Annotated in this window: 19 protein-coding genes; 9 read left to right on the top strand and 10 right to left on the bottom strand. The window is 71.6% G+C overall.

The annotated features are described in order from the left end of the window. Positions 1-32: 32 nt before the first annotated feature. From ACZ7LT_RS24070 to ACZ7LT_RS24060, 3 genes are all read left to right on the top strand, one after another. The gene (locus tag ACZ7LT_RS24070; protein ID WP_471238150.1) at positions 33-1,760 is read left to right on the top strand and encodes an N-acyl-D-amino-acid deacylase family protein; all 1,728 of its coding nucleotides are present in this window, start codon (positions 33-35) and stop codon (positions 1,758-1,760) included. Next, entirely contained in the window at positions 1,757-3,235 is a 1,479-nt protein-coding gene (locus tag ACZ7LT_RS24065) for an aldehyde dehydrogenase family protein (protein ID WP_471238149.1), read from the top strand. Before ACZ7LT_RS24070 ends, ACZ7LT_RS24065 begins: the two co-directional genes overlap by 4 nt. A gap of 226 nt (positions 3,236-3,461) precedes the next feature. Then, entirely contained in the window at positions 3,462-5,045 is a 1,584-nt protein-coding gene (locus ACZ7LT_RS24060) for an APC family permease (RefSeq protein ID WP_471238148.1), read from the top strand. 76 nt (positions 5,046-5,121) lie between these two features. Here ACZ7LT_RS24060 and ACZ7LT_RS24055 read toward each other — a convergent pair whose 3' ends face one another. Genes ACZ7LT_RS24055 through ACZ7LT_RS24045 form a run of 3 tightly spaced genes read right to left on the bottom strand, consistent with a single transcriptional unit; the run spans position 5,122 to position 7,717 of the window. Beyond that, on the bottom strand, positions 5,122-5,451 hold the full coding sequence (locus ACZ7LT_RS24055) for a putative quinol monooxygenase (RefSeq protein ID WP_471238147.1): 330 nt from the start codon (positions 5,449-5,451) through the stop codon (positions 5,122-5,124). 38 nt (positions 5,452-5,489) lie between these two features. Further along, entirely contained in the window at positions 5,490-6,254 is a 765-nt protein-coding gene (locus ACZ7LT_RS24050) for an IclR family transcriptional regulator (RefSeq protein WP_471238146.1), read from the bottom strand. After that, a complete protein-coding gene (locus ACZ7LT_RS24045; protein WP_471238145.1) occupies positions 6,251-7,717 on the bottom strand; it encodes a CehA/McbA family metallohydrolase in 1,467 nt (488 codons plus the stop codon). Before ACZ7LT_RS24045 ends, ACZ7LT_RS24050 begins: the two co-directional genes overlap by 4 nt. A gap of 88 nt (positions 7,718-7,805) precedes the next feature. On the opposite strand from ACZ7LT_RS24045, the gene ACZ7LT_RS24040 reads away from it, so the two are divergent. Further along, a complete protein-coding gene (locus ACZ7LT_RS24040; protein WP_471238144.1) occupies positions 7,806-8,630 on the top strand; it encodes an LLM class F420-dependent oxidoreductase in 825 nt (274 codons plus the stop codon). 4 nt (positions 8,631-8,634) lie between these two features. On the opposite strand, the gene ACZ7LT_RS24035 is transcribed toward ACZ7LT_RS24040, so the two are convergent. Next, positions 8,635-10,281 (bottom strand): CocE/NonD family hydrolase, encoded by a 1,647-nt coding sequence (locus ACZ7LT_RS24035; RefSeq protein WP_471238143.1) that lies wholly within the window; start codon positions 10,279-10,281, stop codon positions 8,635-8,637. A 181-nt stretch (positions 10,282-10,462) separates the two neighbouring features. On the opposite strand from ACZ7LT_RS24035, the gene ACZ7LT_RS24030 reads away from it, so the two are divergent. Next, a complete protein-coding gene (locus ACZ7LT_RS24030; protein ID WP_471238142.1) occupies positions 10,463-13,060 on the top strand; it encodes a bifunctional FO biosynthesis protein CofGH in 2,598 nt (865 codons plus the stop codon). Here ACZ7LT_RS24030 and ACZ7LT_RS24025 read toward each other — a convergent pair. Continuing rightward, positions 13,057-13,653: a hypothetical protein gene (locus tag ACZ7LT_RS24025; RefSeq protein ID WP_471238141.1), complete on the bottom strand. Its 597-nt coding sequence runs from the start codon at positions 13,651-13,653 to the stop codon at positions 13,057-13,059. The two genes, ACZ7LT_RS24030 and ACZ7LT_RS24025, sit on opposite strands and share 4 nt — an antisense overlap. 185 nt (positions 13,654-13,838) lie before the next feature. On the opposite strand from ACZ7LT_RS24025, the gene ACZ7LT_RS24020 reads away from it, so the two are divergent. Beyond that, complete coding sequence (locus tag ACZ7LT_RS24020; RefSeq protein WP_471238140.1) at positions 13,839-14,960, top strand: ADP-ribosylglycohydrolase family protein; 1,122 nt, start codon at positions 13,839-13,841, stop codon at positions 14,958-14,960. Here the strand turns inward: ACZ7LT_RS24020 and ACZ7LT_RS24015 are convergent. Beyond that, positions 14,945-15,694 carry a GbsR/MarR family transcriptional regulator gene (locus ACZ7LT_RS24015; protein WP_471238139.1) on the bottom strand — a complete coding sequence of 250 codons (750 nt, stop codon included), beginning with the start codon at positions 15,692-15,694 and terminating at the stop codon, positions 14,945-14,947. The two genes, ACZ7LT_RS24020 and ACZ7LT_RS24015, sit on opposite strands and share 16 nt — an antisense overlap. 254 nt (positions 15,695-15,948) lie before the next feature. On the opposite strand from ACZ7LT_RS24015, the gene ACZ7LT_RS24010 reads away from it, so the two are divergent. Continuing rightward, on the top strand, positions 15,949-16,620 hold the full coding sequence (locus ACZ7LT_RS24010) for a DUF4097 family beta strand repeat-containing protein (protein WP_471238138.1): 672 nt from the start codon (positions 15,949-15,951) through the stop codon (positions 16,618-16,620). 24 nt (positions 16,621-16,644) lie between these two features. Here the strand turns inward: ACZ7LT_RS24010 and ACZ7LT_RS24005 are convergent, their stop codons facing one another. Then, complete coding sequence (locus ACZ7LT_RS24005) at positions 16,645-17,427, bottom strand: SDR family oxidoreductase (protein ID WP_471238137.1); 783 nt, start codon at positions 17,425-17,427, stop codon at positions 16,645-16,647. An 84-nt stretch (positions 17,428-17,511) separates the two neighbouring features. On the opposite strand from ACZ7LT_RS24005, the gene ACZ7LT_RS24000 reads away from it, so the two are divergent. Next, positions 17,512-18,342 (top strand): hypothetical protein, encoded by an 831-nt coding sequence (locus tag ACZ7LT_RS24000; RefSeq protein WP_471238136.1) that lies wholly within the window; start codon positions 17,512-17,514, stop codon positions 18,340-18,342. Positions 18,343-18,427: 85 nt separating this feature from the next. On the opposite strand, the gene ACZ7LT_RS23995 is transcribed toward ACZ7LT_RS24000, so the two are convergent. The 3 genes from ACZ7LT_RS23995 to ACZ7LT_RS23985 form a co-directional block, all read right to left on the bottom strand. After that, positions 18,428-18,637 carry a DUF397 domain-containing protein gene (locus ACZ7LT_RS23995; RefSeq protein WP_471238135.1) on the bottom strand — a complete coding sequence of 70 codons (210 nt, stop codon included), beginning with the start codon at positions 18,635-18,637 and terminating at the stop codon, positions 18,428-18,430. Between the two features lie 184 nt (positions 18,638-18,821). Next, a complete protein-coding gene (locus ACZ7LT_RS23990; protein WP_471238134.1) occupies positions 18,822-19,679 on the bottom strand; it encodes a helix-turn-helix domain-containing protein in 858 nt (285 codons plus the stop codon). 252 nt (positions 19,680-19,931) lie between these two features. Then, on the bottom strand, positions 19,932-20,660 hold the full coding sequence (locus ACZ7LT_RS23985) for a GOLPH3/VPS74 family protein (RefSeq protein ID WP_471238133.1): 729 nt from the start codon (positions 20,658-20,660) through the stop codon (positions 19,932-19,934). A 191-nt stretch (positions 20,661-20,851) separates the two neighbouring features. Between ACZ7LT_RS23985 and ACZ7LT_RS23980 the strand changes: the two genes are divergently transcribed. Then, positions 20,852-23,080: a D-alanyl-D-alanine carboxypeptidase family protein gene (locus ACZ7LT_RS23980; RefSeq protein WP_471238132.1), complete on the top strand. Its 2,229-nt coding sequence runs from the start codon at positions 20,852-20,854 to the stop codon at positions 23,078-23,080. The last annotated feature ends 40 nt before the right edge of the window (positions 23,081-23,120 follow it).

The raw sequence follows: 23,120 nt of genomic DNA, 5'->3' as shown, positions 1-23,120 counted from the left end.
ACGCCCGCGTCCACGCGCAGAAAGGGACCGTCATGCTCGATCACCTGATCAAGGGCGCCACCGTCGTGGACGGCACCGGCGCCCCCGCCTTCACGGCCGACGTGGGGATCCGCGACGGGCGGATCGTCTTCGCCGAGGCCGGCGCGGCAGCCCGCACCACCGAGGACGCGTCCGGGCTGATCCTCACGCCCGGCTTCGTCGACCCGCACACCCACTACGACGCCCAGCTCTTCTGGGACCCCTTCGCCACCCCCTCCATGAACCACGGCGTCACCACCGTCGCCGGCGGCAACTGCGGCTTCACCCTCGCCCCGCTCCACCCGGACCGGCCCGAGGACGCCGACTACACCCGCCGCATGATGTCCAAGGTCGAGGGCATGGCGCTGGTCGCCCTGGAACAGGGCGCCCCCTGGAGCTGGCACAGCTTCGGCGAGTACCTCGACGCCCTCGAAGGCCGCATCGCCATCAACGCCGGGTTCATGGTGGGCCACTGCGCCCTGCGCCGGTACGTCATGGGCACCGACGCCGTCGGCGGGCAGCCCACCGCGGAGCAGCTGGAGCAGATGCTCGACCTCCTGCACGACGCGATGGACGCCGGCGCCTGGGGCCTGTCCACCACCCAGTCCGCCACCCACTCCGACGGCGACGGCAGGCCCGTCGCCTCCCGTCACGCGACCCCCGCCGAACTGATCGCCCTGTCGAAGGCGGTCGGCGAACACGAGGGCACCCAGATCGAGGCGATCCTCGCGGGCTGCCTCGACCAGTTCAGCGACGACGAGATCGACCTCTTCGTGGAGATGAGCGCCGCCGCCGGCCGGCCGCTCAACTGGAACGTCCTCACCATCGACGCCGCCGTGCCCGAACGCGTCCCGCGCCAGCTGATCCCCAGCGAACGCGCGCGCAAGGCCGGCGGCCGGATCGTCGCGCTCACCATGCCGATCCTCACCCCCATGAACATGTCCCTGGGCACCTTCTGCGCGCTCAACCTCATCCCCGGCTGGGGCGAGATCCTCGCCCTGCCCGTCCCCGAGCGGATCGCCAGGCTCCGTGACTCGGACGTGCGCGCCGAGATGCTGCGCCGCGCCGACTCCAAGGAGGCGGGCGTCTTCCGGCGCCTCGCGCACTTCGCCCGGTACGTCATCGGCGACACGTACTCACCGGCGAACGAGGGCCTCACCGGCCGGGTCGTCGCTGACATCGCCGCCGAACGCGGCCAGGACCCCTTCCACTGCCTCGTCGAGATCTGCGCCAACGACGAGCTGCGTACGGTCCTGTGGCCGATGCCCACTGACAACGACCCCGACTCCTGGGCGCTGCGCCGGGAGACCTGGGAGCACGAGGACGTGCTGCTCGGCGGCTCCGACGCCGGCGCGCACCTGGACCGGATGTGCGGCGCGCCGTACACCACCCGCTTCCTCGGGGACTGCCTGCGCGGCCGCAGGCTGGTGCCGCTGGAGCGGGCCGTACGGATGCTCACCGACGATCCGGCCCGGCTCTTCGGGCTGCGCGAGCGCGGCCGGATCGCCGAGGGCTTCCACGCGGACCTCGTCCTCTTCGACCCGGAGCGGATCGACGCGGGCCCGGCGACCCTCGTCCACGACCTGCCGGGGGACAGCCCCCGGCTCGACTCACGGGCTGTCGGAATCGTCTCCGTGCGGGTCAACGGCGTCGAGACGGTCCGGGACGACGAGGTGACCGGCGCGATCCCCGGCCGGGTGCTGCGCTCGGGCCGGGACACCAGGACGGTGAGCACCCGGTGAACGAACGGCTGAACGAGCGGCTGAACGAGCGGCTGTTCATCGGCGGCGAGTGGGTCGAGCCCGACGGCGGGCACTACGAGGTGATCAACCCCGCGACTGAGGAGACCGTAGGCCTCGCCCCCGAGGCGAGCCGGGCGCAGGTCCTCGCGGCCGCCGCCTGCGCCAAGGACGCCTTCGCCGCCTGGTCCCGTACGGCCCCCGAGGAGCGGGCCGCGATCCTCGACCGGGCGGCCGACCTCATGGCCCGCGACGCGGGGCCGAACACCGTCCTCGCCCAGGCCGAGACCGGCGCCACCACCGCCACCGCGCGCGGGATGCAGGTCGCGGTCGGGATCTCGCGGTTCCGGCGGTACGCGCGCGGCGCCCTGGAGCCGGTCGAGCAGGCGCTGCCGCCGCAGATCAACGAGGCCGGCCCGATGGGGAAGGCAGGAGTGTTCGGTGCCGTGGCGGTGCGGCGCCCGGTCGGCGTGGTCACCTGCATCACCTCGTACAACAACCCCTGGGCCAATCCGGCCGGCAAGGTCGCCCCGGCCCTCGCCATGGGCAACACGGTCGTGGTCAAACCCGCCCCGCAGGACCCGCTCTCCGTCTACGCGATGGCGCGCGCCCTCCAGGAGGCGGGCGCGCCGCCCGGGGTGGTCAACGTGGTCACCGGCTCCTCCCCGGCGGTCGGTGCGGCGGCGGTCGAGGCCCCCGAGGTGGACATGGTCTCCTTCACCGGCTCCACCGCCGTCGGGCAGCGCATCGGCGAGGTGTGCGGGCGCACGCTGAAGCGGCAGCTGATGGAGCTCGGCGGCAAGGGCGCGGCGCTCGTCTTCGACGACGCCGACCTCGACGCGGCGGTCATGGGCATCGGCACCACCTTCGCCTTCTACAGCGGCCAGATCTGCACGGCCCCGACGCGGGTGCTGGCCCAGCGCGGGATCTACCGGCAGCTGATCGAGAAGCTGACCGGCTACCTCGCGTACATGAAGGTCGGCGACCCGGCCGAGCCGGGGACCGTGGTCGGCCCGGTGATCTCGGCGGCGCACCGGGACCGGATCGAGTCGTACGTCGAGCTCGGCCGCAAGGAGGGCGCCCGGCTGGTCGCGGGCGGGGAGCGGCCGGCCGGCCTGGAGCGGGGGTTCTACGTCGCCCCGGCGCTCTTCGCGGACTGCACCCCCGACATGCGGATCGTGCGGGAGGAGATCTTCGGGCCGGTCGTGGTGGTGGTGCCCTTCGACGACGAGGAGGAGGGGATCGCGCTCGCCAACGACAGCGACTACGGCCTCCTCGACTACGTGTGGTCCGGCGACGTGGCGCGCGCCTTCCGGGTCGCGGGCCGGCTGCGGGCCGGCGGGGTCGGGGTGAACACCGTCGGCCGGAACATGGAGGCACCCTTCGGCGGCTTCAAGAAGAGCGGTGTGGGGCGGGATGTCGGCTCGTACGCGCTGCATGCGTACAGCGAGATCCAGGCGGTGGTGTGGCCGGGCTGAAAACGGCACGGGAAAATTTGAAAACGGACAAAACGGTCAGTGCTGCGGTTCCCGTATGTCGGACGGTTTCCCGGCTGCGCCTGTCGATCGGTCGGCGCGGCCGGTGGTCGATCTTTCAATCATCGACGGAGCCCTAGGGGTGCCTGGAAAAGCAAGGTGAAGATCGGTTCCGTATTCGGATTTCAAGCCTCCGGATAAGGAAACCGCAGCATTTAACGTCCTGTTCATGGTTCAGGTTGATGCGCAGCCCGGGGCTCGGCCCCAGGGTGGAGACACGGTAAGGGGCGTCCACGCCACGGGCGACACGCATGGCGTACGTACCAAAGGACTCGGCGGGAACTCCGTCGGGCTCATGGGGAGTGCCGTCATCGGCATCTCGACAGTCGCCCCCGTCTACTGTCTGACCTCCACGCTCGGCTCCACCGCGGGCGAGGTCGGACTGCAGATGCCCGCCATCTTCTTGGCCGGCTTCCTGCCGATGCTCCTGGTCGCCTTTGCGTACCGCGAGCTCAACCGCGCCATGCCCGACTGCGGCACCTCCTTCACCTGGACGGTGAAGGCCTTCGGCCCCAAGATCGGCTGGATGTGCGGCTGGGGTCTGGTGATCGCCACGATCATCGTGCTCTCCAACCTCGCGGGCGTCGCGACCTCCTACTTCTGGCTCCTCGCCGGGGAGATCTCGGGCAGCGCATACGTCGCCGGTCTCGACGACAACAAGGCCGTCCACATCCTGACCTGCCTCACGCTCATCGCCCTGGCCACCGCGGTCAGCTACCGCGGCATGACCGCCACCAAGGGCGTGCAGTACGCCCTCGTCGGCCTCCAGCTCGTCGTCCTCGTGGTCTTCGTCGCCATGGCCTTCCAGAAGGCGAGCAGCGGCGCCTTCGACACCGGCATCGACTTCTCCTGGTCCTGGATGAACCCGTTCGCGGTCCAGTCCTTCGCCGCCTTCACCGCCGGTCTGTCGCTCTCGATCTTCATGTACTGGGGCTGGGACGCCTGCCTGTCCACCAACGAGGAGACCTCGGGCTCGGCCAAGACCCCCGGCCGCGCCGCCCTGATCGCGATGGTCGTCCTCGTCGGCTCCTACCTGGCCACCGGCATCGCCGCCCAGATGGCGGTCGGCTCCGGCGACCAGGGCCTCGGCCTCGCCAACCCGGAGACCTCCGACAACGTCTTCGCCGCGCTGGCCGGCCCGGTCATGGGCCCCGTCCTCGGCATCACCCTCTTCGTCGCGGTCCTCGCATCCGCCGCGGCCAGCCTCCAGACCACGTTCATCCCGGTGGCCCGCACGGTCCTGGCGATGTCGACGTACGAGGCACTGCCGGCGTCCTTCGCCAAGGTCCACCCCCGCTTCAAGGTCCCCGGCAAGGCGACGGTCACCGCGGGCGTCGCGACCGGCGTCTTCTACGCGGCGATGACCCTGGTCAGCGAGAACGTCCTGGTCGACACGATCTACGCGCTCGGCCTGATGATCTGCTTCTACTACTCGCTCACCGCGTTCGCCTGCGCCTGGTACTTCCGCAAGGAGATCTTCCGCTCCGGCCGGGACCTCGTCTACAAGGGCCTCTTCCCGGTCCTCGGCGGCCTGATGCTGACCGCGGTCTTCGCCAAGACCCTCTACGACATGTGGGACCCGGCCTACGGCTCCGGCTCCTCGGTCCTCGGCGTCGGCTCGGTCTTCGTGATCGGTGTGGGCCTGCTGCTCCTCGGCGGCGTGATCATGCTGGTGATGCGCCGCCTCAGCCCCGCCTTCTTCCGCGGCGAGGTGCTCACCAAGGAGACGCCGTCCCTGGTCGTCACCGACTGACCGACGGACGCGCGGATGCCCCATGCCCGGACGGGGGCATGGGGCATCGTCGCGCCCGGATCCGTGCGGCCGCCGGTCAGGCCGGGCGCGGGGAGAGTTCCGCCATGGCGTTCCAGCCCTGGCCCGGGACCTCGACGTTGATGATCTCCGGGGTCGTGGCGATCGCGGGCGCCATCGCCTCCATGCCCGCCGCGAAGTGGGGCGACGCCACGTGGGCGGCGCCCGCCTCCGCGTCGGTGAAGGCCTCCAGGAGGACGAACCGGTTCGGGTCGTCGACGCTCCGCGACCAGTCGTAGAAGAGGTTGCCGGGCTCGGCGCGGGTCGCCGCGGTGAAGTCGGCGACCAGGTCGAGCCAGGTGTCGGCGTGGTCGGGGCGGACGGTGAAACGGACGGCGATGAAGATCATGGCGTCCACGCTGCCCCACCGCCCCGCCGTCCGCTAATTCAGCCGCCCGCCGATTCCGGCAGCGTCGGAAAACCGGGCACGCTCCGGGCCAGCGCCGCCCGCACCTGGCCCTGGCGCCGGCGGAACTCGGCCGTCGGCAGCGACACCGACAGGGCGTGCGCCCTCCCGTCGGCCCGCCCCGGCAGTGCCACCGCCAGACAGGTGTACGCGGGGTCCGCCTCGCCCACCGAGACCGCGACCCCCTCCCCGCGCACCCGCGCAAGCTCCGCCTCGAAGCGCTCCAGGCCGGTGATCGTCCGGTCGGTGAACCGGGGCATGCCGTGGTCCTCGAGATACCGCCGCCGCACCGCCCTCGGCAGCCCCGCCAGCAGCACCTTCCCGTGCGCGGTCGCGTGCGCCCGCGTCTCGGGGCCGGGCGCGAACGGGTGGGCCGTGTCTGTGACCGGCGCGGTCGAGTCGACCACGGTGATCAGCCCGTCCCGGTACGCCGTGAAATAGGCTTCCGCGCCGGCCAGCCGACGCAGCCGTCCGAGCGCCTCGCCGACCGGCGCCCCGAGGCCGTGGTGCCGCTGATGGGCCCGGTGCAGCCCGGGCACCCGCGGCCCCACCGCGAACCCCTCGCCCGTGCGGACCAGCAGCCCGCGCGCGACCAGCGGACCCGCCAGGTGGTACACGGTCGACAGCGAGCACCCCACCCGCCGCGCCAGCGCCTTCGCCGCGACCGGCCCCGGCGCGTCCCCGACGGCGTCGAGGATCTCCAGGGCACGGTCGACGGACTGCGGTCCGGGCGAGGGGCTGCTCATACCGTCGAGCCTACGGAACCGCCCAGGAACACCGGATTGGTGAACGCCACCAGCGGCCCCGGCAGGCCCGGTACCGCCGGGGACCGGCGGATCTCCGCGCGGACGTAGGTGGCGTAGGCGGGGGTCGTGCGCCACTCCACCGTGCCCTCGGACGCGGGCGGCAGCGGCGCCGTGTGCAGTGTGCCCTGGTCGGTGACGAGGCGGGCCGTGCAGTCCGGGGCGCCCATCACCGTCAGCCGGACCGTGACCGGGGTGTCCGGGGCCGCGTCGAGGCGCTCGCCGATGCCCGCCGTACGGCCCCGGCCGTCCGTCGCCGTGAACGACAGCGACACCGCCGAGGACTCGGCGACGTAACTGCGCCCCGCCCGCAGGCCCGCCAGGACCGCCGCCCGGGACAGGTCGTCGGCGAGGACGACCGTCTGCGGGGTGCCGACCCGGTCGGGGTCGCGGTGCGCGTCGCTGTTGCCCATCGCCGGGGTCCACCGGCCCCGGCCGAGCGCCGCGTCCCAGGCCTGGAGGGAGACCTCGTCGTCCGGGGTCCACGGGCCGTTCCAGACCTCCACCACATCCGCCTCGCCCATGCCGAACTTCCAGGCGCAGCCGATGCAGGTGGCGTGCGGGTGCGCCGGTACGACCAGGCCGCCGGCCCGCCGGATCTCCCTGGCGTAGCGGCCGAAACGGTTCTCCCGGGCGCGGTAGCGCCAGTCGACGAACGTCCCCGGGTCCGTGCCCAGCGCGAGGACATGGCCGTTGCGGGTGGTGACCTCCTCGCCGAGCAGGATCAGCAGGTCGTCCCCGGCGTGCGCGGCCCACGCCCCGTGGCCCGCATGGGTGTTGTGCTCGGTCGTGGTGAGGAAGTCGAGCCCCGCCGCACGGGCCAGCGCCGCCACCTCCGCCGGGGTCCTGCGCCCGTCGGAGTACACCGTGTGCAGATGGCAGTCGCCGCGGTACCAGTCCCGGCCCCGGCCCCGCGCCCGCTCCGGCGGATACACCGGCCGCACCACCGCCTCCGACGGCCCGAACCGCAGCGTGATCGTCACCGTGTACGCAAGACCCTGCGGCGCGACCGTGTACGGCCCCAGCGCGATCCGCCACGTCCCGGCCCGTACCGGCCCCGCCACATAGCCGGGCGTCGCCGCGTCCGAGCGCAGGAAGAACTCCGTCCGCGCCCCGCCCGACCAGCCCCGGAAGCCGCGCTCGTCGAAGACCCCGATGTCCAGGGCGTTGCCGGTCGTGCCGGCGGGCACGGCGGGGCGCTCGTACGTGTAGGCGACATGCAGCTCACGCACCCCGCTCGGCACCTCGACCGGGAGGTACACGAAGTCCGGGGAGCCGGGCGGCAGGGTGCCCCGGACGACTTCCGTCCGGTCACCCTCCCCAGGGGCCGCCTCGGCGAAGCTCACGGTTCCCAACGTAAGCGCGGATGCCGCGCCCGTCACCAGAAGTGCCCGTCTGCTCGTCATGCCCCCACTGTCGTGGCGGGCCGTGAACGACGGAACAACGCCTGCCGCATCTCTCGGAAATCCCCACCGCACGCCCTACCTTGCCCCTATGCGCATCGCGACCACGATCTTCCTCACCGACGAGACGATCTCGCCCGTCCGCCTCGCCCGAGAACTGGAGGCGCGCGGCTTCGCCGGGCTCTACCTCCCCGAGCACACCCACATCCCGGTCGAACGCGCCACCCCCTACCCGGCGGGCGGTGAGCTGCCGCCCGAATACGGCCGCACCCTCGACCCGTTCGTCGCCCTCGCCCAGGCCGCCGCCGTCACCGAAAGGCTCACCCTCGGCACCGGCATCACCCTCGTCGCCCAGCACGACCCGATCGACCTCGCCAAGCAGGTCGCGACCCTCGACCATCTCTCCGGCGGCCGCTTCACCCTCGGCATCGGCTTCGGCTGGAACAAGGAGGAAGCCGCCGACCACGGCGTGGAGTGGGCGAGCCGGCGCGAGCTCGGCCGCGACCGGATGGCGCTCATCCGCGCCCTGTGGGCGCCCGAACCGACCGCGTACGACGGGAAGTTCGGCTCCGTACGGGCCTCGTACGCCTTCCCGAAGCCGGTCAGCGGCCCCCGCACGCTCCTCGGGGGCGCCGCCGGGCCCAAGCTGTTCTCCCACATCGCGGAGTACGGGGACGGCTGGCTGCCGGTCGGCGGACGCGGGCTGAGCCAGTCCGTGCCCGTGCTGAGGGAGGTGTGGGAGAAGGCCGGACGCGACCCGGCGGCCCTCCAGGTCGTGCCGTACGCCGTGTTGCCGAACCCCGGCAAGCTCGCGCACTACGCGGGGCTCGGCATCGACGAGGTGGTGCTGCAGCTTCCGCCGGCCGGGGAGGCGGAGGTGCTGCGGGTCCTGGACGACTACGCCCAGTACCTCTGACGCCTCACCTCAGGGGCAGCTCCAGATGGGACGGGTCGGCCGCCGGGGAGGAGACCGTGAGCGTGGCGCGCGGCGCGTTGGCGTCGCCGTAGAAGGGGTCCCTGGTGTCGATGACCAGCATCAGGCGGTGCCCGGCGGGGACGTCGTAGCCGGTGGCCTGGAGCTCGATGTCGGCCGTCACCGCCACCCCGGGCTCGCCGTCGAGGCGGGTGAACGGCGCGTGCGTGACGATGTGCGCGCTGCCCGAGGGCGCCACGTCGAAGAGGTGCGCGACGAACGTCGAATGCTCCGCGCTCGGGGTGTAGGTGAGCCGCAGCCGGGGGACGCCTCGCAGGCCGGTGGTGACGGGCAGCGGGGCGGTCACCCACACCCCCGCGTCGGCGCGGCTGATGGCGCCGGTCGGATACACCTTCGGATTGCCGGCCATCTCGTCGTAGCCGGTCTGGATGATCTCGTCGGCGACGGTCGCCGGGGTGTCCACGCCGGTCTGGATGGACAGGCTCCAGCCGGTGTCCGGGCTGTCGGCGAGGGTGTGGTCCTCGGCCGCGCCGGGGGAGGCCAGATACAGCCGCTGGGTGGAGCCGGTGACGGCGGCCCAGGTCGGGCGCGACTCCAGGGCCTTGTTCCACATGATCTGGCTGACGACCTGGCCCTCGGTGTCGATGCCGTTGTCGTCGTCCTGGAGGTGGTGGCCGAACCACCGGTGGGCGTCGGTCCAGATGCGGTTGGGCAGCCCGACGATCCCGGTCATCTCCGGTCCGGAGTGGTCGCCGATCGACAGGTTGATGCGCTTGGGGCCGGTCAGCGCGTGGAACATCTTCAGCGTCTGGTTGGACGGGAAGAGCGTCTCGTGCCAGGCGTGCGCGAAGAAGATCGGCACCTGACGGCTGTTGAGCGCGGCGACATAGGTGTACGGCGAGCGCTCGGCCGCCCACTGGAGCGTCTCGTCCACGTTCCGGTCGGCCAGGACGTCGTCGAAGACCTGCTGGGTGCGCTTGCTCAGCCGGGCGTTCCGCGCCGCGCCGAGCAGCGTGCGGACCGCCTCCGTGTGCCGGGTGGTGTTCTCGTAGAAGGCCTCCCCCAGATCGCCCCAGGTCGACAGGGCCACCACGGCGTCCACCCGGTGGTCGTGGGCGGCGACCAGCTGGCTGATGCCGGAGCCGTAGGAGTCCCCGAGGAATCCGACCCGGGTCGGCTCGCAGCCGGTGCGCTCGATCAGGAAGTCCAGGGCCCTGCTGCCGTCCTCGATGTCCAGCGGCCCGCCCACCTCCACCTCGCCCTCGGAACGGCCGAAGCCGCGTGCCGTGTAGGCGAGGACGTGGTAGCCGCTGTACGCGAAGCGCGTCGCCTGCACCGCGTACGCCAGCCAGCCCAGGTCCGTCCACGGCGAGGGCATCACGATCGCGGGCCGGGCCCGGTCGCCGGTCAGATGCGTCCATAAGACGCCGTCGAGCAGGTCGCCGCCGGCCCCGGGGATCCGGACCGGGACCGGGGCGACCAGCGCGCGGGCCTCCGCGACCTCGGCGGCCCGGGCCGGGGCGAGAGGCGCGGTCTCGTCACCCGTGAGGGCGGCGAAGTACTGGGCGAGCGCGGCCTCGTCGAGTTCGGGGTAGAGGCTCTCCGGCTGCGAGCCCTGAACGGGAGAAGTCATGGCAGATCCATCCATTCCGTCGATGGGCGACATGGAAGGCATGCGAGGAGTTCCACTGCTCTGGGCCCGGAGCGGCATTCAGTATGGGTCGCGGAGTACGCAGACTTCTGCGGCTCTTCCGCACATTGGCCGGAACACGCCACCGGTTCCGCCGACGGACCGCGCTCGTATGCTCTGAAGAATGACAACTACCCCGACCGGGTCCCCGACCGGGCCGAACGCCCCCACGGCGAACGCCATGCGGCGCGCGCTCAAGCGCGCGCGGGACGGTGTCGCGCTCGACGTCACCGAGGCGGCGGTGCTGCTCCAGGCGCGCGGCTCGGATCTCGACGACCTCACCGCGTCCGCGGCCCGGGTGCGGGACGCGGGTCTGGCGGCGGCGGGCCGCCCCGGGGTCATCACGTACTCCAAGAGCGTCTTCATCCCGCTCACCCGGCTGTGCCGCGACCGGTGCCACTACTGCACCTTCGCCACCGTCCCCGGCAAGCTCCGCCGCGCCGGTCACGGGATGTTCATGTCGCCGGACGAGGTCCTGGACATCGCCCGGCGCGGCGCCGACCTGGGCTGCAAGGAAGCCCTCATCACCCTCGGCGACAAGCCGGAGGACCGCTGGCCCGAGGCCCGCGAATGGCTGGACGCGCACGGCTACGACGACACCATCGCGTACGTACGGGCCATGGCGATCCGGATCCTGGAGGAGACCGGGCTGCTGCCGCACCTCAACCCCGGGGTGATGACCTGGACCGACTTCCAGCGGCTCAAGCCCGTCGCGCCGAGCATGGGCATGATGCTGGAGACGACCGCCACCCGCCTGTGGTCCGAGCCGGGCGGCCCCCACCACGGCTCACCGGACAAGGAACCGGCCGTGCGGCTGCGCGTCCTGGAGGACGCCGGACGCTCCTCCGTCCCCTTCACCAGCGGGCTGCTCATCGGCATCGGCGAGACCTACGAGGAGCGCGCCGAGTCGCTCTTCGCGCTGCGCCGCACGGCCCGCTCGTACCACGGCATCCAGGAACTGATCATCCAGAACTTCCGCGCCAAGCCGGACACGGCGATGCGCGGCATGCCCGACGCGGAGCTGGACGACCTGGTCGCCACCGTCGCCGTCGCCCGGCACATCATGGGCCCCTCCGGCAATCTCCAGGCCCCGCCCAACCTCGTCGACGGCGAATACGTCCGGCTCATCGGCGCCGGCATCGACGACTGGGGCGGCGTCTCGCCGGTCACCATCGACCATGTGAACCCCGAGCAGCCCTGGCCGCAGATCGACGCCCTCGCCGAGCAGTCGGCGGCGGCCGGCTTCGAGCTGCGCGAACGGCTCTGCGTCTACCCCGAGTTCGTCCTGCGCGGCGAGCCCTGGCTCGACCCCCGCCTGCTGCCGCACGTCCGCGCGCTCGCCGACCCGGACACCGGCCTGGCCGTCCCGGACGCTCCCGTACGCGGCCTGCCCTGGCAGGAGCCGGACGAGGGCTTCACCGCCACCGGCCGGGTCGATCTGCACCGCACCATCGACACCGAGGGCCGTACGTCCGACCGGCGCGACGACTTCGACGAGGTGTACGGCGACTGGGAAGCCCTGCGCGAGCAGGCGGCGCCCGGCATGGTGCCGTCCCGGATCGACACCGACGTACGCTCCGCGCTCGCCACGGCCGCCGACGACCCCACCCGGCTCACCGACGACGAGGCCCTCGCCCTGCTCCACGCGGACGGTCCCGCCCTCGACGCGCTGACCCGGATCGCCGACGACGTCCGCAGGGCGGCGGTCGGCGACGAGGTCACGTACATCGTCACGCGGAACATCAACTTCACCAACGTCTGCTACACCGGCTGCCGCTTCTGCGCCTTCGCGCAGCGCCGCACGGACGCCGACGCCTACACCCTCTCCCTGGACCAGGTCGCCGACCGCGCCCAGCAGGCGTGGGAGGTCGGCGCCGTCGAGGTGTGCATGCAGGGCGGCATCCACCCCGACCTGCCCGGCACGGCCTACTTCGACATCGCCCGGGCAGTGAAGGAGCGCGTGCCCGGCATGCATGTGCACGCCTTCTCCCCGATGGAGGTCGTCAACGGCGCGACCCGCACCGGCCTGTCGATCCGGGAGTGGCTGATCGCCGCCAAGGAGGCCGGACTCGACTCGATCCCGGGCACGGCAGCGGAGATCCTCGACGACGAGGTCCGCTGGGTCCTCACCAAGGGCAAGCTGCCGACGGCGACCTGGATCGAGGTGGTGAAGACCGCCCACGAGCTCGGCATCCGCTCCTCCTCCACGATGATGTACGGGCATGTGGACCAGCCCCGCCACTGGCTAAGCCACTTCCGCACGCTGGCCGCCATCCAGCAGGAGACCGGTGGCTTCACCGAGTTCGTGACGCTGCCGTTCATCCACACCAACGCGCCCGTCTACCTCGCCGGCATCGCCCGGCCGGGCCCGACCGACCGCGACAACCGCGCGGTGACGGCCATGGCCCGGCTGCTGCTCCATCCGCACATCCCCAACATCCAGACCAGCTGGGTGAAGCTGGGCACCGAGGGCGCGGCGGAGATGCTCCGCTCCGGCGCCAACGACCTCGGGGGGACGCTGATGGAGGAGACCATCTCCCGGATGGCGGGCTCCAGTTACGGCTCGTACCGCTCGGTCAAGGACCTCACCGCCATCGCCGACGCGGCGGGCTGCCCGTCCCGGCCGCGGACCACGCTCTACGGCGAGGTCCCGGCGGAACGGGTGGCGGCGGCCAGGGCCTCCGACGGGCATCTGCCGCAGCTGCTGCCGCTGGTGGACTAGTCCCTGGCCGGCATCCGGTCCTTGAGGGTGTAGCCGCCGGCGACGATCTTGTTGTCGGCGGCCGGGGCCATGCACGGGGTGAGCATGGGCTCGCCCTTGGCGGCGGCGGGCGCGATCCCGACGCGGGCCTTGTCCTTGCCCTTCCCCGGGACGTAGAAGCTCAGACCCATCCGGGGGTTCGCGTCCAGCTCGCTCAGCCATGGGTGGTCGGGGCTGCTGCGGACGAGGATCCCGGTCACGGTGGCGGTCGGGCCGCCGGTGCGCAGACAGTCGACCTTGAACTCTCCCCAGTGGGTGACGGCGGGTTTGCCGCCCCGCGCGGGGAAGGAGTGGGAGATACGGAAGGTGCCGCGGGAGCCCACGGAGAACGACGAATCGCCCTCGTAGCGGGTCCGGGCGTCGACGGCGACGCGGATCTCCTCGTCCCGGACGGGGTAGTCCAGCCGGCCCTCGCCCTTCAGGACGGACGTCGTGATCGCTGTCGGGGCAGGAGCCGGAGGCTCAGTGTGCGCGGGGGCCGCCACGGCGACCGGGGCCGCGACGGCGGCGACCAGCGCCAGCAGCGTGGCGGCCCGAAGGGTCGTCTTCAGCATGGTGGATCTCCGATCGAGAGGCGTGACTGCCCCCGATCGTGGCTGCGCTCGGGGCCGGGCCGCGTCAGCCGCCGGTGCCGTACGCCTCCGCCGCGCGGCGGAGCCGGGGTCGCCCCGGAGGCGTACGCGCGTACGGACGGGTCCATTACAGTGCGGCCAGACTTACGTTCCGCGGAGGGGGCGCAGTGACCACAGCAGCCACGGCCGTCTGGGGCCGTGCCGAGCAGCAGGACTTCCGGTCCCGGGTCCGGGGCTGCCTCCTCGGCGGGGCCGTCGGCGACGCCCTCGGGGCCGCGGTCGACCGTCTCACGCTGGAGGAGATCCGGGCCGCCCACGGCCCGGAAGGTCTCGCCGACCCCGCTCCCGCCTACGGCCGGCGCGGCGCCGTCACCGCCGCCACCCAGCTGACCCTGTTCACCGTCGACGGACTCATACGCGCCCAGGTCCGCCGCGACACCGGCGCCTGGCATCCGCCCACCGACGTCCACCGCGCCCATCTGCGCTGGGCGGCCACCCAGCGGGACTGGGGCCCCGACGAGCGCCGCAAGGACAACGGCTGGCTCGCCCGCGAGGAGTGGCTCTACGCCCGCCGCGACCCCGCCCGCGCCTGCCTCAGCGGCCTCGGCGACGAGATCCTCGGCACCCTCGACGCCCCCAAGAACCCCGGCGCCCGGGACTCCGGCGCCCTGGTCCGCTCGGCGCCCTTCGGGCTGCTCGTCGGCTGGGAGCCGCAGCTGGTGTGCCAGCTCGCCGTCGAGTGCGCCGCCCAGACCCACGGTCACCCCGCCGCGTATCTCTCGGCCGGGGCCTTCGCGGTGATCGTGCACGGGCTGGCCCGCGGCGAGACCGTGGACGGCTCCGTGCAGCGGGCCCTCGCCCAGCTGGCCCCGCGCCCCGGCCACGAGCCCGTCACCGAGGCGCTGCAGCAGGCCCTCGGTGCCGTACGGCAGGGCATCCCCGGCCCCGGCAGGATCGCCGCGCTCTGCGGCGGCGACCCCGCCCTCGCCGAACACACCCTGGCCGTCGCCGTCTACTGCGCCCTCGTCGGCGAGGACGTACGCCACGGTCTGCGGCTGGCCGTGAACCACGACGGGCCCTCCGCGGCGACCGGGGCGCTGACCGGTGCGCTGCTGGGGGCCCTGCACGGGGAGACCGCGCTGCCGCCGGCCTGGCTGGCCGACCTGGAGGGCCGCCCGACCGTCCTCGAACTCGCCGACGACTTCGCCATGGAGATGACCCAGGGCCCAGCCCTGCACGGCCCGGCCGCCTCGGCGCCGGGCTGGCTGGCCCGCTACCCGAGGGCCTGACCGTCCTTCTCGCCCGAGGGCGTCGGGGGCTTCGTGTAGAGGACGTCGCGGGCTTGTTCGGCGGCGCGAGCGATGCTTTCGGAGACGAAGTCGACGAAGCGGGCGATGTTTTCCAGGCGGGCCCCGGCGGGGGTTTGGGGGCCGAGGATGCCGACGCCCTGCCGTGCTGTGTCGACGAGGTGGGCGGTGGCACGTGCGCTGGCCATCATCGACTCGTACCAGACGTCGTCGTCGACGACATAGCGCTCGCGGCGGCGTTCGTCGCGCTCCCGGCGGATCAGGCCCTGGGCGTCGAGGAACGTGACCGCTTTGGAGACGGACGCCGGGCTGACCTGGAGGCGCTGGACGAGCTCCGACGCGGTGAGGCTGCCGGTGTCGGTGAGGGTGAGGCAGGCCAGCACCCGGGCCGTCATCTTGGGCATGCCGGACGCCATGAGGACGGTGGTGAACGTCTCCTCGTACTCACGCACGGCGTCGGCGTCGCGCCCGTGCGCCGGCTGGGGCACCTCCGACCCCCGGGGCGCGGCCTGCCTGCGGCGGTGGGCGCGGCGTTCGGTGGCGCGGTGGGCGAGGTCGGCGCGGTAGCCGGTGGGGCCGCCGTTGCGCATGACCTCGCGCGTGACGGTCGAGGTCGGGCGTTCGAGACGCCGGGCGATCTCCGCGTAGGCGAGGCCGTCGGCCAGTCCCAGCGCGATCTGCTGGCGTTCCTGCTGGGTGAGCCTGCCTCCCGGCATCGCGGGTCTCCTTCGCGTTCTGTGGTGTCTGCCTCGCCAGCATAGCGTTCACCCTCATTTCATTGCAACGAGCGAGGGTGGGGTTGTTGCGTTACCTTCAGGCCTGTTGCAACGAAATCTAGGCTTTCACCTGCGCTTTCTGCTTTCTCATGCAATGAGATGGTTGCGGAGCCTGTGAATGCAACGTAGCGTTTCTCTTGTCAGAAAGCAGCGGGCCGCAAGGGGCCGCGATACCGACGTAGGAGAGAACCACCATGCAGAAGTTCAACGCCCCCGCCCCGGTCTCGGCCGTCCTCGACATCCCCGCGGGACGCATCCAGCTCATCGCCGCCGACCGCACCGACGCCACCGTCGAGGTCCTGCCCGCGGACGCCGCCAAGAGCCGCGACGTCAAGACGGCGGAGCAGACCGAGGTCACCTACCGCGACGGCATCCTGCGGATCGCGGTCCCCGAGCCGAAGAACCGCATCCTCGGCGCCGTCGGATCCATCGAGGTCACCATCCAGCTGCCCACCGGCTCCCGCGTCGAGGCGAAGGCGGCCACCACCGAACTCCGCGGCGTCGGACGCCTCGGCGACGTCACCGTCGAGAGCGCGCACGGCACGGTCAAGCTCGACGAGACCGTCGGCGCCCGCCTCACCCTCCAGGCCGGCGACATCACCGTCGGCCGCCTGACCGGCCCCGCCGAGATCAGCACCCGGAAGGGCGACCTCCGCATCGCCGAGGCCGTCGGCGGCACGCTCACCCTCAAGACGGAGCACGGCGACATCACCGTCGGCGCCGCCCGCGGCGTCTCCGCCACCCTGAACGCCGGCACCGCCTACGGCCGCATCCACAACACCCTCAACAACACCGCCGGCCCCGCCGCCACCCTGAACATCGACGCCACCACCTCCTACGGCAACATCACCGCCCGCAGCCTCTAGGAGAACGTCAGTGACGGCGGAGGATCAGCGCATCAGCTCTCCCGCGTTCACCAGCAGCGACTGGCCCGTGATGGCGCGGGCCCGGTCCGAGGCGAGGAAGGCCGCTGCCTCCGCCACGTCGCCGTCGGTCGCCAGCTCCGGCAGGGCCATCCGCTCGGTGAGCCGCGCCAGCGCCTCCGCCTCCGGTACACCCTCGGTGTCCGCGGTGAACCGTACGTACGCCTGGACCGGCGGGCCCCACATCCAGCCCGGCAGCACGGTGTTGACCCGGATCCGGTGCGGGCCGAACTCCCGCGCCATCGAGTACATCGCCGAGGTCAGCGCGCCCTTCGACGCCGCGTACGCCGCCTGCCGGACCTGCGAGGGCGCGGCCACCGACGACTGGGTGCCGATGATGACCACCGATCCGCCCCGCTCCTTGAGCGCCGGCAGGCAGGCCCTGGTCATCCGCAGCGTCCCCAGCAGATTGACGTCAAGGACTCCCTGCCAGGTGGTGAGGTCCGCGTCTTCGATCCCGCCGAAGTACGAGTCCCAGGCGGCGACATGGACCACCGCGTCGATCCCGCCGAACCGCTCGACGGCCAGCACGGCCAGCGCCGTGCACTGGCCCTCGTCGGTGATGTCGGTGGCCAGATGGGCCGTGCGGCGCCCCTCCGGGTCGATCTCGTGGGCGGTCTTCACGAGATTGGCCTCGGTGCGCGCGCCGAGGACCGCGTTGCCGCCGTCCCGCACCACCGTCGCCGCGACCTGATGGCCGAGCCCGGCGCCGACCCCGGACACGACGACGGTCTTCCCCTGGAGCAGCATCCGGCGCCTCCCGACTCTGGCCAATCATCTGACGACCCGTCAGAGTAAGTCTCCGTCACCGACTTGGGAAGGGAATGAGTGGCCATGACGGAGGACACGCGAAGTGAGGTGTACGCGGAGCTGGCGGCGGTCGGCCCGTACGGCGTCCGCCCCGGCCACGCCCTGATCACCATGGTCGAACCGCATCCCGGCCAGGAGTACGCCTACAACCGCTGGTACGAGGACGACCACTACTACGCGGGCGCGATGGCCATGCCCTGGATATTCGCCGGACGCCGCTGGGTCGCCACCCGCGACCTCCAGGAGCTGCGCTACCCCGAGAAGTCCGCGATCACCCAGCCGGTCACCGCCGGTTGCTACCTCTCCACGTACTGGATCACCGAAGGCCGCTACGACGAGCACATGAAGTGGACCGTCGGCATCAACAAGCGGCTCAACCGGGACGGCCGGGTCCACCAGGCCCGTACCCATGTCTTCACCGCCTTCCAGGACCACGAGGCCACCGTCTACCGCGACGGCGCGGCCGGTCCGCGCGACATCCACGCGCTGGACCATCCGTACGCGGGCCTGGTCCTCCAGGTCGTCGACGCCCAGGACGCCGGGCGCCGGGCGGAGCTCCTGGAGTGGCTGCGCTCGCGCGAGCTGCCGCGGCTGCTGGCCGGCTCACCGGCCGCGGTGGTGACCGTCTTCCGCCCGACCCCGCTGCCCGGCGACCGGATGACCTACGTGAAGCAGGTCGAGGGGGTGGACACCAGGCTGACCCTGCTCTGGTTCTTGGAGAGCGATCCACGCGACTGCTGGGAGGCGCACTTCATCGGCCTCTCCGTGGGGGAGCGGGGGCGGGTGGAGCTGGTGGCGCCATTCATCCCGACGGTGCCGGGCACGGACCGCCACGTCGACCGTCTGCGGGCATAGCCGAGCCCCCTCGGCCAGGACGGCGGACCGGTCGAGAGGGCTTGTCGCTTGCTGTGCTGCGGTAGCCGAGCTAACGGAAGCGCTGTCAGGCACTGCTCCCGGTGCCTCGGACGACGTCGCTCAGGAAGGTGGACCACGCCTCTGCCGTGAGGCCGAGCGTGGCGCCGTGCGCGACCTTCGAATCGCGTACCAGCATCGTGGTGCTGTTCGCCGCCTTAACCTCCACGCAGTCTCCGTTGACCGCGGAGTAGGAGGACTTGGTCCAGTCCGTCAACGTGTGATGCCTGATCAGCATGGTGACTCCGATGGTTGTGCCGGGTTGCCGGGGGTGGTGACCCCAAGCGCTGCTGCCTCGACGCTACGCGGCAACATCGCTTGATACAGGGCCCCTTCACCCGTCCGGATGGCATAGCCCATCGAGTACTTTTCAGCCGTACTGGCTGAGGTGTATCGTGCGCGCCCCCATGTGAGGCGGGGAGTCATTCGACGTAGCTCTCCCTCACCTCGTAGATGAATTCCCGCGACTGTTCCGCACTGAGAGCCTTGGCGCGCAGGTGCTCGTACATGATCGCGTAGCTCTGAACGTCGTTGGCCTTCTCCAGGTACAGGTCACTGGTGACGCCTTCCAGGTAGACCACGCTGGCGTCCATGGTCTCCTGGAACTCGAGGATCGCGAACTTGCCATACATGCCGGGGTGGGCGCCGACCGAGTACGGCAGGACCTGGAGCGTCACATGCGGCTGCTCGCTCAGCCCGGCCAGGTGCTCCAGCTGATCGACCATGATCTGCCGATTGCCCACGACGCGTCGCAGCAGTGCCTCGTCGATGACCGCCCAGAAGCGCAGCGGGTTCACCGGGTCCTTCAGGCGGTCCTGGCGTTTGAGCCTGATCTGGATCCGCCGCTCGATCTCGCTGGGTGTGGCCTCGGGCCACATCCCCTCGATCACCGCCTGCGCGTACTCCCGGGTCTGCAGCAGACCGGGAACGATGAGCGACTCGTACACCCGTAGCGAGGCCGCGTCCGTCTCCAGGCCGATGTAGACGCTGTACGGGATGTCGCCGAACGCGTGCCACCAGCCCTGCTGGCGGGAGTCCTTCGCCATCTGCATCAGCGAATCGACGATGCGATGGTCCTCGACGTCGTACACCCCGCACAGATCGCGCACATCGCGCTGGCTGATGGAACGACGGCCGTTCTCCAGGCGGCTGATCTTCGACTGGGAGACCAGCAGGCGCTCGGCCACCTCCTCCGCCGTCATGCCCTTGAGCTCGCGAAGGCGGCGCAACTCCTGGCCCAAACGGCGTCGCCTGACGGTGGGATTGACATTGGACGCCACGGAAACTGCACCTCCGGCTGCTGGCTACTGCTGATACTGGCGTAGCTCTGCGTATCTACGTCTCAGCAGACTGCCACCAAAGGTGTGGGGCGCGCTGGGAAATGGCCACACGCGCGGGCGCGCGGGGCAGCCTGTGTGACTGCCCCGCGCGCCTGTGCGGCTCCCGAACCGGGTCTTGGGGACGACGACGGTACGGCGGTGCGGTGTGCCGGCTTGCTGGGGTGTGTGGAGCTGTGGAGCTGGGTGGAGCTGTCAGTGCGCGGCGACCCGGGCCATCGAGCCGTGACGCGACTGGGACGGCATCGGCACGGCCGCCTGACGGCCGCCGGTCGAGGCCTGGGTACGGCGCGGCTGCGCGGCCACACCGTTCTGGACGTCCATCACGGCGTGCGCCACGAGACCGCCCATGGGGTCGTGCCTGATCAGATCCCGGAGGCGGGAGCGCGACGAGCGCCCTTCGTTCCCGGGATACAGGTGCTTGCCGAGACCGACCGCGTGGGCCAGCGCGGCGAGCGCCGCGGTCCGCGGGTCCGGCGGTACGCCGGTGCGGATCGCACTGTCCAGCCGGGCCCTGATGTCCCGGCTGATGGCCGTGTCCGTCGCCTGGTAGCGAGTCGTCGGCAGCACTCCGCACATCTGGCCCGCCACGGCATGCACCATGCCGCACCGCTCCAGATGAGCGAGGTAAATCTGGCGGAGCCCCAGTCGGGGTCCACCGATCCAGTGGACGGCCCGTACCGGGCTGCCGCGCCTGCGCAGCAGTTCCAGTGCGGAGTCCAGAGTCGGATCTCCGGTCGGCCGTGGCATCACCACGGCGATACGATCCCCGTCAGGGGCTATCCGTCCTGCCAGAGCCAGCTCCACTAGCTGTGCTCCGGCCAGGCCGAGGTCGAGCGACTGCGGCTGCGCTGTGGTACCCGTGGCCGGGTCCAGAGCGAGCAGCAGAAGCTCCTCCGGAATTGTTCTGCGGCTCCTGCCCATCCATGCCTCCCCGCGTGGATGAATGACAGGGTGACCCCTCTCACATTGGTCTGTCGAGAGCGCCTGGGTGCTTTGTGCGGGAACCGTCAGCTATGTCGTTCTCGTCTAGCACGGGGGCCAAGCGCTCACACAGGACACTGAGAGATGGTTCGGACAGCGCGACCGGCAGTACGTCCGGCAGCAGCGAATTGATGACGCATGAAGGAGGCACGGTGGCGGGCGAGTCCCCCGACAAGTCGGAGCAGCAGAAGTCGTCGGGGGAGACGACTCCGGGCGGACGGGATCCGCGGGTCTCCGTGTTCCGTGAATCGGATTCCTCCCCGGCCGTGTCCACGACGGCGGTTCAGGTGGACCAGCCCACGGCCGTCTTCAAGGCCGTGTCCCCGCGCGCTCCGGAGCCGGAGCCGCAGCCTGAGCCGGAGGCCAAGGCTGACGTCGAGGCCGAGGCCGAGGTTGGTGCCAAGGCCGAGCCCGAGCCCGAGACCGACGACAAGCCGGAGGCCGCTGCCGAAGGTGACACACGGCTGCGTCAGGCGGTCGCCGCGTGGGTGAAGACGGCGGAGGACGAGGCCGAGGAGGCTGCCGAGCCCGCCGGTGAAACCGCTGGTGAGGCAGTGCAGGATCGTGCCGCCACGGAGGAGCCCGGCGAGCCCGCGGAGGCCGACGAGGCGCCTGGGGCCTCGGTGGCCGTCGAGACCCCCGTCGTGGCCGTCCCGGCCCCCGCCAAGAGCTCTGACGCACCCTCCGGGGCCGCGAAGGACGAGCCGAAGGCTCCCGCCAAGGAGGCGGCCGACGACGAGCCGGTCGACCAGCCGACGACGGTCTTCAAGGCCATCAAGCCGCCGGTCGTCGATCAGCCGACCACCGCCCTCAAGATCGTCACGCCGGACGAGGCGGCGGAGGCCCGGAAGTCCCCCGCCAAGCCGAAGGACCCGGACGAGGCGGCTCCTCGCCCCAGCACGTTCGTCCCGCTGCGGACCGACGACGCCCCGAAGGCGCCCGCCCCGAAGCCCGCCGGCCCGGCTCCCGTACGGATCTCGGCCCCGGCGCCCACGGAGGCCCCCGCCGCGCCCGCGGCGCACGTACCCGCCTCGCTCACCGAGGCCGAGCGGACCAAGCAGCAGCCGCTGCCGCCGCTGCCCCCGCTCGACCTGCTGGCCGAGCTGACCAACACCCCGCCCCCGCCGCAGACCCCGATCCGGACCGTGACGCGGCGGTTCAAGATCTGGACGCCCCTCGTCGTCCTGCTGCTGATCGTGTTCGCGGTCGCACAGGCCGTCCGGCCGCTGCCCACCCCCAAGCTGACCCTCACCGCCGCCCCCACGTTCACCTTCGAGGGCGGCGAGCTGAAGATGCCGTGGCCCGACGAGGGCCAGGGCGCGGTCGAGGTCGAGGGCGTCGGCAGCATGGGCACGTACGGCGCCCAGAAGCCCGCGCCGATCGCCAGCGTCGCCAAGACCATGACGGCGTACGTGATCCTGCGCGACCACCCGATCAAGGGGAAGGCGACCGGCCCCAAGATCGAGGTCGACGCCAAGGCCGGTGACGAGGCCAAGCGTCCCTCGGAGTCGACGGCCCCCATCAAGGAGGGCCAGAAGTACACCCAGAAGCAGCTCCTCCAGCTGCTGATGATCCCGTCGGGCAACAACGTGGCCCGGCTGCTGGCCCGTTGGGACGCCGGCAGCGAGGCGAAGTTCGTCGAGAAGATGAACGCTGCCGCCAAGGAGCTGGGCATGACCGGCTCGACGTACACGGACCCCAGCGGTCTGGAGAAGACGACCGTCTCCACCCCGCAGGACCAGCTGAAGCTGGGCAAGGCGGTCATGCAGTACGACGTGTTCCGCGAGATCGTGAACATGCCGAACCTCCGGGTCCCCGGCATCGACACCCAGATCGAGAACAACAACAACATCCTGCTGGAGCCGGGTGTCAGCGGCATCAAGACCGGCTCGTCCACCCCGGCCGGCGGCAATCTCCTCTGGGCCGCCGACACGGTCGTCGACGGCAAGAAGCGCCGGATCCTCGGCGTCGTGATGGGCGCCCAGAACGCCAGCGTCCTGCACGAGAAGCTCCAGCTGGCGATCGACAACAGCCTCAAGCTGATCCAGGCGGCCCAGAAGGACGTCACCTCCGCCTCGGTGGTGAAGAAGGGCCAGGTCGTCGGGCACATCGACGACGGCATGGGCGGACTGACCCCGGTCATCGCCACCAAGGACGTCAAGGCCGTCGGCTGGCCGGGTCTGAAGGTGGAGCTGACGCTGGACGGCGGCGGCAAGGCCGTCCCGCACGAGGCCAAGTCCGGCACGGTGGTCGGGGAGATCTCGATCGGCACGGGCACGGGCAAGGTCAGCTCGCCGGTCGCCCTCAAGAAGGATCTGATCGAGCCGGGCTTCGGCAAGAAGCTGACGCGCCTCGGCTGACGCGGCTGGGCGCCCCGGTCACCGGGGCGCCCAGCTGTTA

The sequence above is a fragment of the Streptomyces sp. NPDC039465 genome, assembly GCF_055639315.1.
The sequence above is the reverse complement of the archived record's forward strand: the minus strand, read 5'-3'. Positions and strand labels throughout refer to the sequence as shown.

Bases quoted from the DNA above. Each gene is read 5' to 3' on its own strand.
- ACZ7LT_RS24070 (WP_471238150.1), top strand. From the start codon at position 33: ATGCTCGATCACCTGATCAAGGGCGCCACCGTCGTGGACGGCACCGGC.
- ACZ7LT_RS24060 (WP_471238148.1), top strand. From the start codon at position 3,462: ATGGTTCAGGTTGATGCGCAGCCCGGGGCTCGGCCCCAGGGTGGAGAC.
- ACZ7LT_RS24055 (WP_471238147.1), bottom strand. From the start codon at position 5,451: ATGATCTTCATCGCCGTCCGTTTCACCGTCCGCCCCGACCACGCCGAC.
- ACZ7LT_RS24050 (WP_471238146.1), bottom strand. From the start codon at position 6,254: ATGAGCAGCCCCTCGCCCGGACCGCAGTCCGTCGACCGTGCCCTGGAG.
- ACZ7LT_RS24045 (WP_471238145.1), bottom strand. From the start codon at position 7,717: ATGACGAGCAGACGGGCACTTCTGGTGACGGGCGCGGCATCCGCGCTT.
- ACZ7LT_RS24040 (WP_471238144.1), top strand. From the start codon at position 7,806: ATGCGCATCGCGACCACGATCTTCCTCACCGACGAGACGATCTCGCCC.
- ACZ7LT_RS24035 (WP_471238143.1), bottom strand. From the start codon at position 10,281: ATGACTTCTCCCGTTCAGGGCTCGCAGCCGGAGAGCCTCTACCCCGAA.
- ACZ7LT_RS24030 (WP_471238142.1), top strand. From the start codon at position 10,463: ATGACAACTACCCCGACCGGGTCCCCGACCGGGCCGAACGCCCCCACG.
- ACZ7LT_RS24025 (WP_471238141.1), bottom strand. From the start codon at position 13,653: ATGCTGAAGACGACCCTTCGGGCCGCCACGCTGCTGGCGCTGGTCGCC.
- ACZ7LT_RS24015 (WP_471238139.1), bottom strand. From the start codon at position 15,694: ATGCCGGGAGGCAGGCTCACCCAGCAGGAACGCCAGCAGATCGCGCTG.
- ACZ7LT_RS24010 (WP_471238138.1), top strand. From the start codon at position 15,949: ATGCAGAAGTTCAACGCCCCCGCCCCGGTCTCGGCCGTCCTCGACATC.
- ACZ7LT_RS24005 (WP_471238137.1), bottom strand. From the start codon at position 17,427: ATGCTGCTCCAGGGGAAGACCGTCGTCGTGTCCGGGGTCGGCGCCGGG.
- ACZ7LT_RS24000 (WP_471238136.1), top strand. From the start codon at position 17,512: ATGACGGAGGACACGCGAAGTGAGGTGTACGCGGAGCTGGCGGCGGTC.
- ACZ7LT_RS23995 (WP_471238135.1), bottom strand. From the start codon at position 18,637: ATGCTGATCAGGCATCACACGTTGACGGACTGGACCAAGTCCTCCTAC.
- ACZ7LT_RS23985 (WP_471238133.1), bottom strand. From the start codon at position 20,660: ATGGGCAGGAGCCGCAGAACAATTCCGGAGGAGCTTCTGCTGCTCGCT.
- ACZ7LT_RS23980 (WP_471238132.1), top strand. From the start codon at position 20,852: ATGACGCATGAAGGAGGCACGGTGGCGGGCGAGTCCCCCGACAAGTCG.